Raw genomic sequence first — 17,298 nt, 5'->3', positions numbered from 1 at the left:
TCGTGAGCGGAAACAGCAGCAAGAAGAGCTCCCCCCGCAGTGAAAGGACCACTGCGGGGAACGGCAGGACCTCCGTCGGAGACGGGAACAGCAAGGGCGGAGCCGGTGGCAGCAAGGGCAACGCCTCCAGCAAGGGCGACGGGACTCCCGGCAGCGGTTCCATCTCCCGACGGCGGTTGCTCGGCACCGCGGGCGCGGCCGGTGCGACCGGGCTCGTGCTGGGTGCGGCGGGCGGTGCGACCGGCTATGCCACGACCCGGCCCGATGAGCGCACCGCTCTGACCACGGTCGGCGCGACCCAGGTGACGTTTCACGGGAAACATCAACCGGGGATCACCACTCCGCTTCAGGCACGCGGTCACCTGGTCGCCTTCGACCTGGCGCCCGGCGCTGGACGGAAGGAGGTGGCCGCCCTGATGCGCCGGTGGTCGGACGTGGCCCGGCGCCTGATGGCCGGCGAACCGGCCGACAGCGGTTCGCCGGACGGCACGGCCCATGACACCGGAATCTCGCTGGATGCCGGGCCTTCTTCGCTGACCATCACCTTCGGCTTCGGCAGCACCTTCTTCGAACGCACCGGCCTGGTCGACCACCGGCCACCAGGGCTCGACCCGCTGCCGCCATTCTCCGCCGACCGCATCGACGCCAAGCGCTCCAACGGCGATCTCTGGGTACAGATCGGCGCCGACGACGCACTCGTCGCCTTTCACGCACTGCGTGCCGTACAGAAGGAGGCGGCCCCGGCCGCCCGGGTCCGCTGGCAGATGAACGGCTTCAATCGCTCCCCCGGCGCCACCGCGCAGCCGATGACCGCTCGCAATCTGATGGGGCAGGTGGACGGCACGAACAACCCGAAGCCCGCCGACAGCGACTTCGGCCGGCGTGTCTTCGTCCCGGCCGGGACGGACACGAAGTACGACTGGCTGGCCGGCGGCTCGTATGCGGTCGTCCGCCGGATCAGGATGTTGCTCGACGACTGGGAGAAGCTCCCGGTGCAGCGACAGGAGCAGGTCATAGGGCGCCACAAGAAGGACGGCGCTCCGCTGAGCGGTGGGACCGAGACCACCGCGATGGACCTCGACCGGGCGGGCCCCGACGGCAAGCTCCTGATCCCGGACAATGCCCACGCCCGGATCTCCTCCCCGGAGAAGAACAGCGGTGCGGCCATGCTGCGGCGCCCCTTCTCGTACCACGACGGCATCGCGGCGGACGGGTCTTTGGACGCCGGGCTGCTGTTCATCTGCTGGCAGGCCGATCCACTGCGTGGATTCGTACCGGTGCAGCGAAAACTGGACCGGGGAGATGCCCTGTCCCCGTTCATCCGGCACGAGGCCAGTGGCCTGTTCGCGGTGCCGGGCGGTGCGGCGGACGGCGAGTACGTGGGTCAGCGGCTATTGGAGTCCTGAGCGTCCGGGGCAGATTAGGGTGACGGTATGTCCGCCACGCGCTACGCATATCTCGGCCCTGAAGGCACCTTCACCGAGGTCGCCCTCCGTACGCTCCCGGAAGCCGCCACCCGCGAACTCGTGCCGATGGTCTCCGTACCGGTGGCTCTGGACGCGGTGCGCAACGGGAGCGCCGCGGCGGCGCTCGTACCGATCGAGAACTCCGTCGAGGGCGGCATCACCGCGACGCTCGACGAGCTGACCGCCGGCGAACCGCTGATGATCTATCGCGAGGTGCTGCTCTCCATCACCTTCGCGCTGCTGGTGCGGCCGGGCACCAAGCTGTCCGACATCAAGTCGGTCACCGCGCATCCGGCCGCGCAGCCGCAGGTGCGCAACTGGATGGCCACCCACCTCCCGGACGCCGTATGGGAGTCAGCGGCCTCCAACGCCGACGGTGCCCGGCTGGTGCAGGAGGGACGGTACGACGCCGCCTTCGCGGGTGAGTTCGCGGCGGCGACCTACGGTCTCGAACCGCTGGTGACCGAGATCCATGACGCGGTGAACGCGCAGACGCGCTTCGTCCTGGTCGGCCGCCCGGCCCGGCCGGCCGCGCCGACGGGTGCGGACAAGACCTCGGTGGTCATCTGGCTGGGCGAGGACCACCCCGGAGCGCTGCTCGAACTGCTCCAGGAGTTCGCGGTCCGCGGAGTGAACCTGATGCTGATCCAGTCGCGACCGACGGGGGCGGGCATCGGGAACTACTGCTTCGCGGTGGACGCCGAGGGGCACATCTCGGACCGCCGGGTCGGCGAGGCGTTGATGGGGCTGAAGCGGATCTGCCCGAAGGTGCGTTTCCTCGGTTCGTATCCGCGGGCCGGAGTGGCACCGCAGGACGTACGGCCGCTGCGGGCGGGGACGTCCGACGCGGAGTTCACGGAGGCCTCCGACTGGCTGGCCCGCAACCTGGACGGCCGGGGCTGACGGCGGTACGGAGCCGATGGCCCCGGGTTTCCCCGGCTTGCGGCCGGGCCGCTCGGCAGGGTCCCGTCGTGCCCGCACCGCTGCTGCTATCGGCCGATTTTCGTCATCCACAGAGTTATCCACAGGCGCGGTTCGCGACCTGGGGACAAGTCGACACTCTGATGGGACATCGTCGACATATCACCCCAGGCATCCCAGATGCATCCACAGGGTGGCAGGTCACCCAAGTCGCGGCGCGGCGCCTCAATTCCATTGATCAACTCTTCAGTAGGGCGAATTCCCACCCGAACGAGCGTCTGAAGCGGGTTTGAGACGAGAATCCAGGAGCTCTCGCATGCTTTTCGGAATGATCACTTCCGGCATCCACAGATCTTCTTCACAGCCTGTGGATAACTTTGCGAAGCAGCAACACCTGTGGACAAGTGACGACCAACTCCCCTTCCAGGCAAGGCTGATACGTCAAGAGAGTCGACACCTTCTGCCCCATTTAGGGGAGTAAACTCTTTTTATTGACGGTCGAGATCGACCCAGGCCCGTAATGCTCTTCAGCATTATCAATTCAGGCAATTCGGGCAAAATGACACGCTTGGCGATATCGGTTCGAGCTGGAGAAGCGCTCACCGGTAGCCTGGAGAGGTGATTGACCTTCGCCTGCTCCGTGAGGACCCCGACCGTGTTCGCGCCTCCCAGCGCGCCCGTGGAGAGGACGTCGCGCTCGTCGACGCCCTTCTCTCCGCCGACGAGCGGCGCAGGACGTCCGGCGTCCGCTTCGACGAACTCCGCTCCGAGCAGAAATCGCTCGGCAAGCTCATCCCCAAGGCTTCGCCCGAGGAGCGCGCCGAGCTCCTCAAGAAGGCAGAGCAGCTGAAGGCCGACGTCAAGGCTGCCGACACGGCGCAGGACGAGGCCGACGCCGAGGCCAAGAGGCTGATGCTCCAGCTCGGCAACATCGTCCACGAGGACGTGCCGGTCGGCGGCGAGGAGGACTTCGTCGTCCTCGAGACGCACGGCACGATCCGTGACTTCGGCGCGGAGGGCTTCGAGCCCAGGGACCACCTGGAGCTCGGCGAGAAGCTCGGTGCCATCGACATGGAGCGCGGCGCCAAGGTTTCCGGTTCGCGCTTCTACTACCTGACGGGGGTCGGCGCACTGCTGGAGCTCGCCCTCGTCAACGCGGCGATCACGCAGGCCACCGAGGCGGGCTTCGTCCCGATGCTGACGCCGGCGCTGGTCCGCCCGCGCGCCATGGAGGGCACCGGCTTCCTCGGCCAGGCCGCGGAGAACGTGTACCACCTGGATAAGGACGACTATTACCTGGTCGGCACCTCCGAGGTCCCGCTCGCCGCGTACCACATGGACGAGATCATCGACGCCGACAAGCTGCCGCTGCGGTACGCGGGCTTCTCGCCGTGCTTCCGCCGCGAGGCCGGTACGTACGGCAAGGACACCCGGGGCATCTTCCGCGTCCATCAGTTCGACAAGGTCGAGATGTTCTCGTACGTCGACCCGGCGGACGCCGAGACGGAGCACCGCAGGCTGCTGGACTGGGAGAAGCAGTGGCTCACCGCTCTTGAGCTGCCGTTCCAGGTGATCGATGTCGCCACCGGTGACCTGGGTGCCTCGGCCTCCCGGAAGTTCGACTGCGAGGCGTGGATCCCGACTCAGGGCAAGTACCGCGAGCTGACGTCCGCGTCGAACTGCGACGGCTTCCAGGCGCGCCGCCTGTCCGTCCGGATGCGTGACGGTAAGAAGGTCCAGCCGCTGGCCACGCTGAACGGCACGCTCTGCGCCGTACCGCGCACGATCGTGGCGATCCTGGAGAACCACCAGCTGGCCGACGGTTCGGTACGAGTGCCCGAGGTGCTCCGTCCGTACCTGGGCGGGCGCGAGGTGCTGGAGCCGGTCGCCAAGTGACCTTTCCGTACAAGCTCGTCGCGACCGATCTCGACGGCACGCTGCTGCGTAACGACGACACGGTCTCCGAGCGCACCCGTGCGGCGCTGGCCGCGGTCACCGAGGCCGGCGCCGCACACATCATCGTCACCGGCCGTGCGGTCCCGTGGACCCGGCACATCCTGGACGACCTGGGCTACGAGGGCCTCGCGGTCTGCGGTCAGGGCGCACAGGTCTACCACGCGGGCGAGCGCAAACTGCTGACCTCGCTGACGCTGGACAGGCAGCTCGCCGGTCTCGCGCTGTCCAAGATCGAAGCCGAGGTCGGTCCCCTGGCGCTGGCGGCGAGCCGCGACGGGCTCGACGGCGAAGTGCTGGTCGGCCCCGGCTACCGCGTGCAGGAAGGGCCGCTTCCAGCCCTCTTCGTCGAGGACTCGGCCGAATTGTGGTCCGCCCCCCTGAACAAGGTCTACATCCAGCATCCCGATCTCGACGACGACGCACTGGCCAAGGCCGCGCGAGCGGCGGTCGGCAATCTGGTGGACGTGGTCATGGCCGGTCCCGGCGTGGTGGAGATCCTGCCGCTGGGGCTGAGCAAGGCGACCGGACTCTCGCTGGCCGCGCGCCGGCTGGGGGTGAAGGCCGCGGACACGCTGGCCTTCGGTGACATGCCGAACGACATCCCGATGTTCGCCTGGGCGCAGCGGGGTGTGGCGATGGACAATGCGCACGCGGATCTGAAGGCCGTGGCCCAGGAGATCACCGCGTCCAACGAGGACGACGGCATCGCTGTGGTGCTGGAGCGGTTGCTCAGCCGTACCCCCGCGGCTTGACGGACACGTCTCTGCAGGGCGCCCTCGCAGGCGCGTCTCCACGGAACATCCGTGCGGGTACGAGTACGGGCCGGCTGCGGTGCAGCTACGAGTACGGGCCGGCTGCGGAAGGAGCGGCCGGCCGGTACTCGTACCGGCACTTTCGCTGCGGAGGATGCGCGGATCGAACGCGCGCGGGGTCTACGGCCCCGACGACGGCTTAGCAAGCCGCTGCCTTACCACTCGGCCAATTCTCCGGGAGGGCGGCCGCGCGATGCGCGAGAAAGCCGCCCCGGGCGTCCTGCGCCGATCGGCACGGCGGAGTCGTCGGTGACTACTCCGGTGCCGGCTCGGGCCCGCCCTGCTGGGAACTCGACGGACTCGGACTCTCGGTCATCGTCGCGCTCCTCTCCCGGTTCGCGGCCTGCGGTTGTTGTCGTCGGTGCGCACTGCGTCAACCACTGTGCCCGGGACGGCCTTTCGGTGCCACCCATTTTCCGGGCAGCACCGAATGGCCGCGATCAGCCCTGGATCAGCGCTGCTTGTTGCGACGGTTCAGCTCCTTGAGGTGGCGGGCGAGATCATCCATCCTGCCGTCGATTCGGACGATGTCCTCGGACAGATGACCCAGCCGCACGCTCATGGCGCCGACGACCTGATGTGTGACGTCCAGCCTCCGGTCGAGGCTGTCGAGGCGGTGCGACATCCGGTTGAGCACGGGACCGAGCTCCTGAAGGGCACTGCCCACTCCGGCGAGGCAGGTCTCGACCCGGGTGACACGGTGTTCGAGCGACGCGTAGCCCGCACGCAGGTCCTGCTCGGCGTCGAGCAGATACGTACGGACACATCGCGCGATGTCGCTGTCGCGAAGAAGCATCGCGACGTTGAGGACGGTTCTGCGGGTGTAGAGGGTGAGCTGAGTGGCGGCCTGTGGATAACTTTCGACTCCCTCACCATCCCATAGGGACACCATGTCCCTATGGAACTCCCGCAGCTCAGAGCCACGCAGAAGCACGAGCCCGTTCTCTGTGACCTCGGCTCGATGCCGCTGGGTCACCTTCTTGATGACGTCTGTGGATACTTCGAAGTACCGAGCCACATCCTCTGTGCGAAGGTGAATTCCGTCCGGGAGCATGACAAGTCTCTTGACCTTGTCGAGGGCATCGACGCGCCTCATCTGCTCGACGCGCAGCGCGCGCGATTCGAGCAGGGCGACTTCCGTGGGCATGAACATGCCTTCCGATCGTGAAACCGACGTGGGACAGCCCTGTCCCGGGCTTGAGGGGCGGAGGACGCTCACGGTTGCCACTCACTCAATGACCGACCCGGCGGGCACTGCCTCGCCGGCATCGGCAATCCCTGTTTCACGAAAGCCACGACGCCACAGATCCCAGTTGCCTCCACGCACCCCGCCCAACGAACCGATAACCGTACAGTTACGTGTACTACTGTCCGAAATGCGTCAACCCCCGTCCACGGGACGAGGGTTGAGGCAGTTCTGAGCGGTCAGGGACGAAGCGCGGAAGAGGTGTCCGGCGGAAACCTCCCGGTCACTCCTCCCCGGCCAGCTTCAGCGTGCGCAGCTTCTGCCCCGCGTACCAGGTCGCCACCACCGTGACCGCCGCCAGAAGGACCGTCGCGACCGGCAGTCCGACATCGGAGGTGATCGCTCCGGACCCGCCGACCTTCTCGGCGACCGCGAGGGACCACTGCTGAACGCTGAGCGTGCGCGCCCCCGGCACCAGGCTGCCGAACAGGGCCTCCCACACCAGCGCGTAGACGAGTCCGAAGACGACCGCGTGCCGGCTGACGGTGCCCAGCAGCAGGAACAGCGAGCTGTACGCGATCGACGCGACCAGTGCCGCGACGGTGTAGGCCACCGCGATCTGCTGGCCGTTGCCGTTGAGGATCAGCCCCGCGATCAGTGTGGGCAACGCCGAGAAGACCATCGTGACGGCGATGGCCACGATCAGCTTGGTGAAGATGATCGTCGGCCGCTTCACCGGCTTGGCCAGCAGATAGACGATCGAACCGTCGTCGATCTCGGGGCCGATGGCTCCGGTTCCGGCGATCACGCCGATCAGCGGCACCATCGTGGCGATGGCGAAGCCGCCCAGCACGTCCGAGGCGACCTGGTCATCGGCTCCGGCGAACATCCGTACCGCCGCGGCGATGACCACCAGCAGTGCCGGCAGGACGAAGAGGATGGCGGCCCGGCGTCGGCCGAGCAGGGCCCGGTAGGTGAGCCGGGCGACTGTGGGGTCGTACATGACGCTTCACAGCTCCTTTCAGGCCACTACTCAGGCCGCTACGAGATAGGAAAAGACCGATTCGAGGGACTCGTCGGACGGCGAAACGGTCAGAAGACGAATTCCGTGGTCGCGTGCGACCTTCGGCAGCAGTTCGGTGAAGCGTCCGAAGTCGACCGCCTGGATGCGCAGGGCCTGTTCGCCCAGGTCCACTTCGATGCCGGCCGTCGACGGGTCGGCGATGAGCGCGGCGGCCAGGGCGCGGTCGTCGCTGGAGCGCACGAGATAGCGGTGCGGGCGGTCCGTCATCAGTCGGCGGATCTTCCGGAAGTCACCGGACGCCGCGTGCCGTCCCGCCACGATCACCTCGATGTGCGAGGCGAGTTGTTCAACCTCTTCGAGGATGTGGGAGGAGAAGAGCACGGTGCGGCCCTCCGCCCCCATCCGTCGCAGCAGTCCCATCAGTTGCATCCGCTGGCGCGGGTCCATTCCGTTGAACGGCTCGTCGAGCAGCAGCACGGACGGTTCGTGGACCAGCGCGGACGCCATCTTCACGCGCTGGCGCATGCCCTTGCTGTAGGTCGAGATCTTGCGGTCCTGCGCGTACTCCATCTCGACCGTCGCCAGCGCCTTCCGCGCCGCCGCGTCATCGAGTCCCTGCAATTCCGCGTTGGCGACGACGAATTCGCGGCCGGTCAGGAAGTCGTACATCGCTTCCCGCTCCGGCACGATCCCGATCTCCTTGTACACCGCTTCATTGCGCCAGATCGGCCGGCCGTCGAGCGTGACGGTGCCCGTCGACGGGGCCAGGAACCCGGCCATCATGTTGATCAGCGTGGACTTTCCCGCGCCGTTGGGGCCGAGCAGCCCGGTGACGCCCGGTCCCACCGTCATGCTCACGTCGTTCACAGCGACCACATTGCCGAACCAGCGCGAGGTGTGATCGATCTCGATGGTGGTCACAGCCCGACCTTCCGGTAGCGGCGCATCAGTACGGCGTACGAGCCGGCGACGAGCGCGAGAACAACGATCAGATAGACCACACCGGCCCCTGCCCCCGGGCCTTCCCCGCCGGGGAAGGCCGAGTCGGCTCCGAGGAACGCGGTCTGCACACCGCCGATCAGCGTGATGGGGGAGAAGAGCCCCAGCCACTCGACGGCCCCCTCGGAACCCGTCTGCCAGGCGATGGCCTGGACCGTGGAGACCGCACCGTAGGAGATGGTCAGTACGGCGATCACCGCGGCCACGCCGAAACCGCGGCGCGGTGTCAGTGCGGCCATCACCAGTCCCAGTCCGGCGAAGAGCACGGAAAGCAGCGCCACCGACACCAGTCCCTGTCCGAACCCCTTGGTCTGCTCGACGAAGTCGAACTTCCCGAGCAGCGCGCCCACATAGAGGATGACGAGTGGCGCCCCGGTGAGAATGAAGAGCGCGGACGCCATGGCCGCCAGCTTCGCGACGACGTAGTCGACCCGTTCGATCGGCCGGGAGAAATACAGCGGCACACTCTTGAACCGCAGGTCCCGGGAGACCGACTGCGGTGCCTGCGAGGCGAGGAAGAGACCGATGAGGGCCTGCATATAGATCGCGAACGCCGTGTACTTGATCAGGAGAGCCGTGGTCCCCGGGGTGGCGATGGCGACGGCGACGATGATCGCCGAGATCATGCACATCACGCCGGAGAGCAGCATCGGCAGCACCTTGGACTTGGCGGAACGCCCCAGTCCGAAGGATCCCCGCAGCGACTGCGAGTAGAGCGAGCGCCGGGCGTACCCGCGGCCCAGCCGCTTGCCGTCGTAGGAGCGGTACCCGATGTTGTGGATCCGGGAGGTGTCGCTTCCGCTCACGGTCTCGGTGCTCATCACGACCGCTCCCTTTCTGCTGCAAGGCCCTTTTGCTCTACGGCCCCGACGGCCGCGGGCACGGTCTGCGCGGCGGCGGCCTCCGGTTCCCCCTCGGTGCGGAAGACCTCGGCGATGTGGTGGCGCCGCTGCTCCATCCGTACGAGACCGAGTCCGAGTCCGGCGACGCTGTCGCGCACGATGTCGTACGTCTCCTCACCGGCCGCCTCGACCAGCAGGATGTGACCCGCACCGGGCAGCCCCTGCCCGTCGAGACCGTCGTGACCCACGAGTCCGACGCCGGCCCGGGTGAGGACCTGCCGCAGCGCGTCGGTGCCGTCCGGATGGGCGTCGCTGTCGGTGACCTCGACCGCCAGGGTCGTGGTGGTCTGGGTGAAGTCGCTGGTGGAACTGGAGCGCAGAAGTGTGCCGCCGTCGATGATGACGACGTGGTCGCAGGTGCGTTCCAGCTCGCCCAGGAGATGCGAGGTGACCAGGACCGAGATGCCGAAGTCCGTGTATACGCGGCGGATCAGCCCGAGCATCTCGTCACGGCCGACCGGGTCCAGCCCGTTGGTCGGCTCGTCGAGCAGGACCAGCTGCGGGTCGTGGACCAGGGCCTGGGCGAGCTTCACGCGCTGCTTCATGCCGGTCGAGTAGCCGCCGATGGGGCGGTAGCGCTCCTCGTACAGACCGACGTGGCGCAGCGTGTCGGCGGTGCGCTCGCGCGCCGCCGTCGGCGGGAGTCCGGACATCCGCGCCATGTGGACGACGAACTCGGTGGCCGAGACGTCCGGCGGCAGACAGTCGTGCTCGGGCATGTAGCCGACCCGCTCCCGGATGGCGGCGCCATCGGTGGCGACATCGAGCCCGAGTACCGCGGCCCGGCCTTCGGTGGCGGGGGACAGACCCAGCAGGATCTTGATCAAGGTGGACTTGCCGGCTCCGTTGGAACCCACCAGGCCGGTCACACCGGGCCCGATGTCCAAGGAGAGCCGGTCAAGCGCGGTCACCCGGGGGAACCGCTTGCTCAGGCTTTCGGTCGCGATCACAGTCACGTCTTCGAAGATAGTGGCGCGCGCCACAGCGGACGTCAGCCCTGGCGGCTGGATACGCATCAGACTCCAGATGTACGGACCCGTAGGGGGACCACCACAAGGGAGGAGCTTCCCCGTCGGGGGAGGACGTCCCCCGAGTTGTCCACAGGTCTCCCCGCCGCTCTTGACGTGACCGCCGGACATTGTCACATTCATCAGTGTCACGTTACGGGCACGTACCGCACACGGCAGGGAACGGACGGTGGCATGACCTCGGCAGTGAAGGACGAACGGGCCCCGGAACTGCGGGGGTTCAGGGAAGTACAGCGTCTCGCCTACGACTGTGCCCAGGCGGTCGCCGGCCGGCTCGCTCCGGGGGTGACCGAGCGCGAGGCGGCCCGGATGCAGCGCGACTGGCTGCGCGAGCGCGGCGTGCGGGACTGGTTCCACCTCCCCTTCGCGTGGTTCGGTGACCGCACCGCCTTCGCCGGGTTCAAGGTGCCCCTGCAGTTCTTCCCGACCAACCGCGAGCTGGAGCCGGGGATGCCGTTCATCCTCGACATGGCACCTGTGTACAAGGGCTTCACGGCGGACATCGGCTACTCCGGCTGTCTCGGGCTCAATCCCCTGCACGACAGGCTCCTGGCCGACCTGGAGGTCCACCGCGAGCTCATTCTGCGTGAGGTGCGCGAGCGGCGTTCGCTGCGCGAGATCTACGAGGACGTCGAACGCCTGATGATCAGGCAGGGGTACGCCAACAGGCATCGCGCCTATCCCTTCGGGGTGATCGCCCACAAGATCGACCGTGTCACCGAGCGTCGGTGGTCCCCGCATGTGTTCGGCTTCGGCACCCAGTCGCTCAAGGGGCTGCTGAGCGACGCGCTGCACGGGCACCGGGACGGCTGGTCGCCGCTGTGGAGTCCGTACCGCTTCTCCGACCATCCCCCGCAGCCCGGACTGTGGGCGGTCGAACCGCACCTCGGATTCCGGGGTACCGGCGCCAAGTTCGAGGAGATTCTGGTGGTCACGGACTCCAAGGACCCCGAGCAGAGCGCCTTCTGGCTGGACGACGATCTGCCGCATGTGCGGCGCTGGGCCGAGGAGAGGGTGGCGGCATGAGTCCGCAGAATCTGCCGGGGGCGCGTGAGCGCCGGGTGCGTACGGGCGGAATCGAGCTGTGCGTCGTCGAGTTGGGTGACGTGTCACAGCCCACGGTCGTTCTCGTGCACGGCTACCCGGACAGCAAGGAGGTCTGGACGGACGTGGCGAGGCAGCTCGCCGACCAGTGGCACGTCGTGCTCTACGACGTCCGCGGCCACGGCCGGTCCACTGCTCCTAAACCACTGCGCGGCGGCTTCACCCTGGAGAAGCTCACCGATGACTTCCTGGCCGTCGCCGACACGGTGAGCCCGGACCGTCCGGTGCATCTGGTCGGGCACGACTGGGGGTCGGTCCAGTCCTGGGAGTTCGTGACGGTCAAGCGGACCGAGGGCCGGATCGCCTCGTTCACCTCGATGTCCGGGCCCTCCCTGGATCACTTCGGGCACTGGATCAAGCAGCGGATGACCCGGCCCACCCCGCGCCGGGTCGGCCAGCTGCTCGGCCAGGGTGCCAAGTCCTGGTACGTCTACATGCTGCATACGCCGGTCCTGCCCGAGCTCGCCTGGCGCGGCCCGCTCGGCAGGCAGTGGCCGCGGATTCTCGAACGGATGGAGAAGGTGCCCGCGGGCGACTATCCGACGTCCTCGCTGCCCAGCGACGCGGCACACGGCGCCTGGCTCTACCGGGACAATGTCCGGGCCCGGCTGCGCCGGCCGCGTACCGATGCCTATGCGCATGTTCCGGTCCAGCTCATCACACCGACCGGCGACATCTTCCTTTCGAAGAAGCTGTACGACCAACTGGAGCTGTGGACTCCGCAGTTGGTACGCCGCTCACTGCCGGGCAAGCACTGGGTTCCCCGCACCAGGCCGGACCGGCTCGCTGCCTGGATCAGTGAGTTCGTCGCCGCCAACGAGGCGGCGCGGGCGGGTGGTCGGCCGGTACAGGACACCACGCCGTCGGGGGCGTACGCGGACCGGTTCGGCGGACAGCTGGTCCTGGTGACGGGCGCGGCCGGCGGCATCGGCCGGGCCACGGCCTTCGCGTTCGCCGAGGCGGGTGCCCGGGTGGTGGCCGTGGACCGCGACGCGGAGGGGGCGGCCAGGACGGCGGAGATGGCCCGGCTCATCGGCTCCCCGGCCGCCTGGGGCGAAGCGGTCGACGTCAGCGACGAACAGGCGATGGAGAAGCTCGCCGAGAAGGTCGCCGCCGAGTACGGCATCGTCGACGTCCTGGTCAACAACGCCGGGATCGGGCTGTCCGGCTCCTTCCTGGAGACCACCAGCGAGGACTGGAGGAACGTCCTCGACGTCAATCTGTGGGGTGTCATCCACGGCTGTCGGATCTTCGGCCGACAGATGGCCGAACGCGGCCAGGGCGGCCACATCGTCAACACGGCTTCCGCCGCCGCCTACCAGCCGTCCCGGGCGCTGTCCGCGTACAGCACATCCAAGGCGGCCGTGCTGATGCTCAGCGAGTGCCTGCGGGCCGAGCTCGCCGACCGGTCGATCGGGGTCAGCGCCATCTGTCCCGGCATCGTCAACACGAACATCACCGCGACGGCGCACTTCGCCGGTGCCGACGCGGCGGAGGAGAAGCGTCTGCGCAAGCGGACCAGCCGCTTGTACGGGCTCCGCAACTATCCGCCGGAGAAGGTCGCCGACGCGATCCTCAAGGCGGTGGTGCGCGACCAGGCCGTCGTACCGGTGACACCGGAGGCCCGCGGGGCCCGGTTCCTGTCCCGGTTCAGCCCCGGCGCACTGCGCGCCATCGCCCGGCTGAAGCCGCCGCTGTGAGCGGCCCCGGGCAGTCGTCGGCGGAGGAGCACCGGGCCACCGCCGAGTACCGGATCGAGGATCTGGCGCATGCGAGCGGCACCACGGTCCGTACGATCCGCGCCTACCAGGACCGCGGTCTGCTGCCGACGCCGGAACGGCGCGGCCGGGCCAATGTGTACCGGGACACCCACCTTGCCCGGCTCCGGCAGATCGCCGATCTGCTGGACCGCGGTTACACCCTGACCAGCATCAAGGAGCTCCTGGACGCCTGGGACGCGGGCCGCGGTCTGGGCGGCGTGCTGGGGCTCGTCGCGGAGGTGCACGGCCCCTGGACGGACGAGCAGGCCGACCGGATCACCCGGGCCGAGCTGAACGCCAGGTTCGGCGGAAGCCCCGACGACGACGCGATCGCCGAGGCGGTGGACCTCGGCGTACTCGAACCCGTGCCGGGGAGGGACGACGAGTTCCTGGTTCCCAGCCCGCAAGAGCTGGCGGTGGCGGTCGAGTTGTACGCGGCCGGGGTACCGCTCAGCGCAATCTCGGGGCATCTGAGGGAACTTCGCGGTCGGGTCGAGCAGATCGCCTCGCGTTTCCTGGAGTTCACCACCGAGCATGTTTTCGCGCGTTATCTCGGTCATCGCCCGCCCACCGACACGAACGCGGCGGAAGCGGCCGCCATGGTGCGCAGACTGCGTCCGCTCGCCCAGCAGACCGTGGACGCAGAACTGGCCCGCGCCATGCGAATGTTCGCCACCCGCCATCTGCGACACCACCTCGACGCGGACACCCCGTTCACCTTCCGGTCCGCAACACCGATGACCCGACAGATCGCTTTGCCGACGCAGACAATTCATGCCGTGCAGGAGCTGGTTGGTCCGGACAACGTGCTGGCCTTCGTCACCGCCGCCGCGGAACGCGAGGTGCAGTCCCGGACATTGGACGCACTCGCCTCATATACTCCTGAAACTAGGCATATTGGTCAAACTCACTGATATCAAATCGACTTGTCCACAGAATCGCCAATTACCCTGTGGATAAGTCGAGTTGGCTGTGGATCAATCTGGATCAAACCTATGGACGAAAATTGCTTCAGCGAATAGAATTGCTAAAGTGAATCGGTAGGTGAAATCCGGATGCGCACGAAAGACCCTTGCGGGCACTCTGACGGGATGGACGAAAGACGCACCGTCAAGGTGTCCAAGTACCTCTCGAAACATCTGCGACACCAGCCGGAACGAATCGGGATCACTCTCGACGCCAACGGCTGGGTGCCGATCGATGAACTGCTGCGCGCCATGGCCCGCAACAACTTCCCCATCAGCCGGACCGAGCTCGACCACGTGGTCGCCGTCAACGACAAGCGGCGTTTCGCCGTCGAGAACGGCCGTATCCGTGCCAGCCAGGGACACACCGTCCTGGTGGACCTCGCCCTCCCGCCGGCCGAGCCGCCCGCATACCTCTACCACGGCACGGTGGGGCACTCACTGGACGCGATCCGCAGTGAGGGCCTGCGTCCCATGAACCGAACGCATGTCCATCTCTCGCCCGACCGCGAGACGGCGACCAGGGTCGGTGCCCGGCGCGGCCGCCCCGTCGTCCTGTCCGTGGACGCGAGCGCGATGCACCACGCGGGCCACACCTTCTACGTCAGCGCCAACGGGGTCTGGCTCACCGCTGCCGTGCCGCCCGCGTTCCTGCGTCTGCGCGGCTGACCCCACGGCCGGTCCCGCCGAGGCCCCCGCGCCGCCACCCAGCGGATGCGCCCGGGCACTCTCGTCACCTCGGTCGAGCCTCGTTCTCCCATCGCAGCCTGACCAGCGGTTGGCTTCTCCGCACAGGCGCTCAGCGCCGTCCCGCACCGAGCAGCTCACTCAGGCGGTCGCCGATGACGGACACCCCGGGGCGCGGCTCGCTCTCGTAGTACCAGGGCTTGCGCCGGCGCAGCAGCGCATCACCGTGCTCGCTCCAGGTGAATCCGGGTTTCCGCAGGAGCTTCCGAAACACCATGTCGGCTGCCTCCGGGTGGGCGGTGGCCAGTCGGCGGATCGGCAGTGGCGCGATCGACTCCTCCCGCAGGTACGTGCGCAGCAGGTCCTGGTGCTCTCTGCGTCCCGCGAGGGCGGGGTTCTCGAAGAGGTCCCGCAGCATCCCGTAGTCCGCGTAGAAGTTGAGCCCGTCGACGTGATCGTAGATGACACCGATGGTGTCCGAGTCCGCGAGTTCCGACGGCAGTTCGAAGTAGGGCAGGCCGGGTCCGGGGAGCCGCCTGCCCCGGGGACGGCCGGACTGACCGTCGACAGTTGCCTCCTGGCGCCGGCGGTAGTAGGCGTTGAGTCGTTCCTCGGCTTCGGCAGGCAAAAGGACCAGTTCGTCGCTGCCGCAGAACTCGATGAATGCGGCTCGATCCTCCCGCATCCGCTGCCATCCCTGCTCGATCTTCGCGGGGTTACGGAAGACCAGCTCGGGCCGGCTGGTGGCAAGGCTGAGGGCGGCTTGGGCGATCTCGACGGCACTGGACCTGGGGTAGTACGACATCGCCCCGGACACCAGCCACGCCCCGCCTGTCGAGTGCACGGGTACCAGGCAGGTGTGGAGGAACCCGCCCTTGGACACTCCACGGAACGCGGTCCGCCCGACATTCGAGTACGTGCGAAACTCCAGGTCGTTGACCAGGTTGAGCAGGACGACGGCATCCCCTTCCCTGCGCCGGATCTCGAAGACGCCCTCGACCGGGTCACGCCAGCCGAGCAGCATCTCCCGGTCGGAGGTGGTCAAGTCCTTCCGTGCGGCGACGAACCGGTCCACCACTGTCGAGCCGCCCGGCAGGCGGTATCGCAGGATGAAGTGGTCGGTGATCCGGATCGCCTCGTCCTCGTCCAACTGCCGTTCAGGCCCTGCGGCCTCCAGCAGGAGGGGCGTCAACCAGCGGTCGAAGCGGGCGCTCTGCGCGAAGTCGACCAGTCGCGCCTTCAACGTGGCACTGCGCTCGATGAGATCCGTCAACGACGGTCCGCCGACGCCCTGATTCGCGCCCTCTACGAGGTCAGCCATGTCCAGCCCCTCGCTTCGTCGATCACGGCTTCGAGTTCGGCTTCGCCCAGCATGCCCATGAAGCCACGGTAGCGGCCTCCAGTGCGACGCCGGCGCGGCTTCCTGGTTCTGACTCCGGGTTCTGGCTCCGGCGGCACATCCGTGGCAGCACAAAGCCCCGCGTATCGTCTGAGGCATGCGTCTGAGCACTGTGATTCTTCCGATCCACCGCTGGAACGAGGGCCAGAAGTTCTGGCAGCGCGCCGAGGACATGGGGTTCCACGCCGCCTACACCTACGACCACCTGTCCTGGCGGACGTTCCGCGACGGACCCTGGTTCGGCGCGGTGCCGACTCTCACCGCCGCGGCCGCCGTCACTCAGCGGATGCGCCTGGGCACCCTCGTCACCTCCCCCAACTTCCGGCACCCCGTCACGCTGGCCAAGGACCTCATCACGCTGGACGACGTCTCCGACGGACGGGTCACCCTCGGTATCGGCGCAGGCGGCAACGGCTTCGACGCCATGACGCTGCGCCGGAGCGACGAGGAGCCGTGGACGCCGCGCGAGCGGGCAGACCACTTCGACGAGTTCGTGCCGCTGCTCGACCAGCTGCTCCGCGAGCCCTCGGTGACGTACGAGGGCCGGTTCTACGCGGCGAACGAGGCCCGGAACATCCCCGGCTGTGTCCAGCGTCCCCGGCTGCCGTTCGCGGTGGCCGCCACCGGGCCGCGCGGGATGAAGCTGGCCGCGCGGTACGGCCAGGCCTGGGTCACCACGGGGGACCCCAAGCTGTACGAGACGGGGACCCCGGAACAGTCCGTGGAGGCCATCCGGGGGCAGATCACCAAGCTGGGCGCGGCCTGCGAGTCCGTCGGCCGGGACGTCGACGGGATGGACAAGATCCTGCTCACCGGCTTCACCCCGGACCGACCGCTGCAGTCCGTCGACGCCTTCGTGGATTTCGCGGGCACCCACTTCGCCCTCGGCTTCACGGAGATCGTCGTCCACTGGCCGATCCAGGACTCCGACTTCGCGGCGGACGAGAAGATCTTCGAGCGCATCGCCACCGAGGGCCTGGCCCAGCTCGCCCCCTGACGGACCCGACGCGACCGCCGACCTGTCCGGCCCGGATCTCCCCCTGGCGGACCGGCACAACCGCCCACCGGACCGTCGCCGCGGCCGATCGG

The 17,298-nt window shown here is 68.0% G+C and carries 15 protein-coding genes and 1 tRNA gene; 9 read left to right on the top strand and 7 right to left on the bottom strand.

Translation table 11 applies throughout. From position 1 onward, the window contains the following. The first annotated feature begins 161 nt into the window (after nucleotides 1-161). From efeB to ACF1B9_RS09680, 4 genes are all read left to right on the top strand, one after another. Nucleotides 162-1,406, top strand: a complete 1,245-nt coding sequence (efeB, locus tag ACF1B9_RS09695; protein WP_391741510.1) for an iron uptake transporter deferrochelatase/peroxidase subunit — start codon at nucleotides 162-164, stop codon at nucleotides 1,404-1,406. Between the two features lie 27 nt (nucleotides 1,407-1,433). Next, nucleotides 1,434-2,369, top strand: a complete 936-nt coding sequence (gene pheA / locus ACF1B9_RS09690; protein ID WP_391741226.1) for a prephenate dehydratase — start codon at nucleotides 1,434-1,436, stop codon at nucleotides 2,367-2,369. A 636-nt stretch (nucleotides 2,370-3,005) separates the two neighbouring features. After that, complete coding sequence (serS, locus tag ACF1B9_RS09685) at nucleotides 3,006-4,283, top strand: serine--tRNA ligase (RefSeq protein WP_391741228.1); 1,278 nt, start codon at nucleotides 3,006-3,008, stop codon at nucleotides 4,281-4,283. Continuing rightward, nucleotides 4,280-5,095 carry an HAD family hydrolase gene (locus ACF1B9_RS09680; protein WP_391741229.1) on the top strand — a complete coding sequence of 272 codons (816 nt, stop codon included), beginning with the start codon at nucleotides 4,280-4,282 and terminating at the stop codon, nucleotides 5,093-5,095. The genes serS and ACF1B9_RS09680 overlap by 4 nt, the downstream gene beginning before the upstream one ends. Before the next feature lie 148 nt (nucleotides 5,096-5,243). Here ACF1B9_RS09680 and ACF1B9_RS09675 read toward each other — a convergent pair. From ACF1B9_RS09675 to ACF1B9_RS09650, 6 genes are all read right to left on the bottom strand, one after another. Continuing rightward, nucleotides 5,244-5,331, bottom strand: a tRNA-Ser gene (locus ACF1B9_RS09675). Nucleotides 5,332-5,606: 275 nt separating this feature from the next. After that, nucleotides 5,607-6,302, bottom strand: a complete 696-nt coding sequence (locus ACF1B9_RS09670; RefSeq protein WP_391741512.1) for a hypothetical protein — start codon at nucleotides 6,300-6,302, stop codon at nucleotides 5,607-5,609. Between the two features lie 322 nt (nucleotides 6,303-6,624). Further along, nucleotides 6,625-7,344 carry an ABC transporter permease gene (locus ACF1B9_RS09665; RefSeq protein WP_391741231.1) on the bottom strand — a complete coding sequence of 240 codons (720 nt, stop codon included), beginning with the start codon at nucleotides 7,342-7,344 and terminating at the stop codon, nucleotides 6,625-6,627. Between the two features lie 30 nt (nucleotides 7,345-7,374). After that, nucleotides 7,375-8,286, bottom strand: coding sequence for an ABC transporter ATP-binding protein (locus ACF1B9_RS09660; protein ID WP_351076242.1), 912 nt, complete (start codon nucleotides 8,284-8,286; stop codon nucleotides 7,375-7,377). After that, nucleotides 8,283-9,185, bottom strand: coding sequence for an ABC transporter permease (locus ACF1B9_RS09655; RefSeq protein ID WP_391741232.1), 903 nt, complete (start codon nucleotides 9,183-9,185; stop codon nucleotides 8,283-8,285). Before ACF1B9_RS09655 ends, ACF1B9_RS09660 begins: the two co-directional genes overlap by 4 nt. Continuing rightward, nucleotides 9,185-10,216, bottom strand: a complete 1,032-nt coding sequence (locus ACF1B9_RS09650) for an ABC transporter ATP-binding protein (protein ID WP_391741514.1) — start codon at nucleotides 10,214-10,216, stop codon at nucleotides 9,185-9,187. Before ACF1B9_RS09650 ends, ACF1B9_RS09655 begins: the two co-directional genes overlap by 1 nt. Before the next feature lie 252 nt (nucleotides 10,217-10,468). Here ACF1B9_RS09650 and ACF1B9_RS09645 point away from each other — a divergent pair, with 252 nt between their 5' ends. The 4 genes from ACF1B9_RS09645 (at nucleotide 10,469) to ACF1B9_RS09630 (ending at nucleotide 14,792) form a co-directional block, all read left to right on the top strand. Continuing rightward, nucleotides 10,469-11,320 carry a M24 family metallopeptidase gene (locus ACF1B9_RS09645; RefSeq protein ID WP_391741234.1) on the top strand — a complete coding sequence of 284 codons (852 nt, stop codon included), beginning with the start codon at nucleotides 10,469-10,471 and terminating at the stop codon, nucleotides 11,318-11,320. Further along, nucleotides 11,317-13,098: an SDR family oxidoreductase gene (locus ACF1B9_RS09640; RefSeq protein ID WP_391741236.1), complete on the top strand. Its 1,782-nt coding sequence runs from the start codon at nucleotides 11,317-11,319 to the stop codon at nucleotides 13,096-13,098. Before ACF1B9_RS09645 ends, ACF1B9_RS09640 begins: the two co-directional genes overlap by 4 nt. Then, nucleotides 13,095-14,072, top strand: coding sequence for a MerR family transcriptional regulator (locus ACF1B9_RS09635; protein WP_391741237.1), 978 nt, complete (start codon nucleotides 13,095-13,097; stop codon nucleotides 14,070-14,072). The genes ACF1B9_RS09640 and ACF1B9_RS09635 overlap by 4 nt, the downstream gene beginning before the upstream one ends. Before the next feature lie 177 nt (nucleotides 14,073-14,249). Continuing rightward, nucleotides 14,250-14,792: an RNA 2'-phosphotransferase gene (locus tag ACF1B9_RS09630; protein ID WP_391741239.1), complete on the top strand. Its 543-nt coding sequence runs from the start codon at nucleotides 14,250-14,252 to the stop codon at nucleotides 14,790-14,792. A gap of 130 nt (nucleotides 14,793-14,922) precedes the next feature. Here ACF1B9_RS09630 and ACF1B9_RS09625 read toward each other — a convergent pair whose 3' ends face one another. Next, entirely contained in the window at nucleotides 14,923-16,131 is a 1,209-nt protein-coding gene (locus tag ACF1B9_RS09625; protein WP_391741241.1) for a hypothetical protein, read from the bottom strand. Nucleotides 16,132-16,306: 175 nt separating this feature from the next. Here ACF1B9_RS09625 and ACF1B9_RS09620 point away from each other — a divergent pair, with 175 nt between their 5' ends. Next, nucleotides 16,307-17,206: an LLM class flavin-dependent oxidoreductase gene (locus tag ACF1B9_RS09620; protein WP_391741243.1), complete on the top strand. Its 900-nt coding sequence runs from the start codon at nucleotides 16,307-16,309 to the stop codon at nucleotides 17,204-17,206. The last annotated feature ends 92 nt before the right edge of the window (nucleotides 17,207-17,298 follow it).

This window comes from Streptomyces sp. NPDC014727, from assembly GCF_043083485.1.
Lineage (GTDB): Bacteria > Actinomycetota > Actinomycetes > Streptomycetales > Streptomycetaceae > Streptomyces.
The sequence above is the reverse complement of the archived record's forward strand: the minus strand, read 5'-3'. Positions and strand labels throughout refer to the sequence as shown.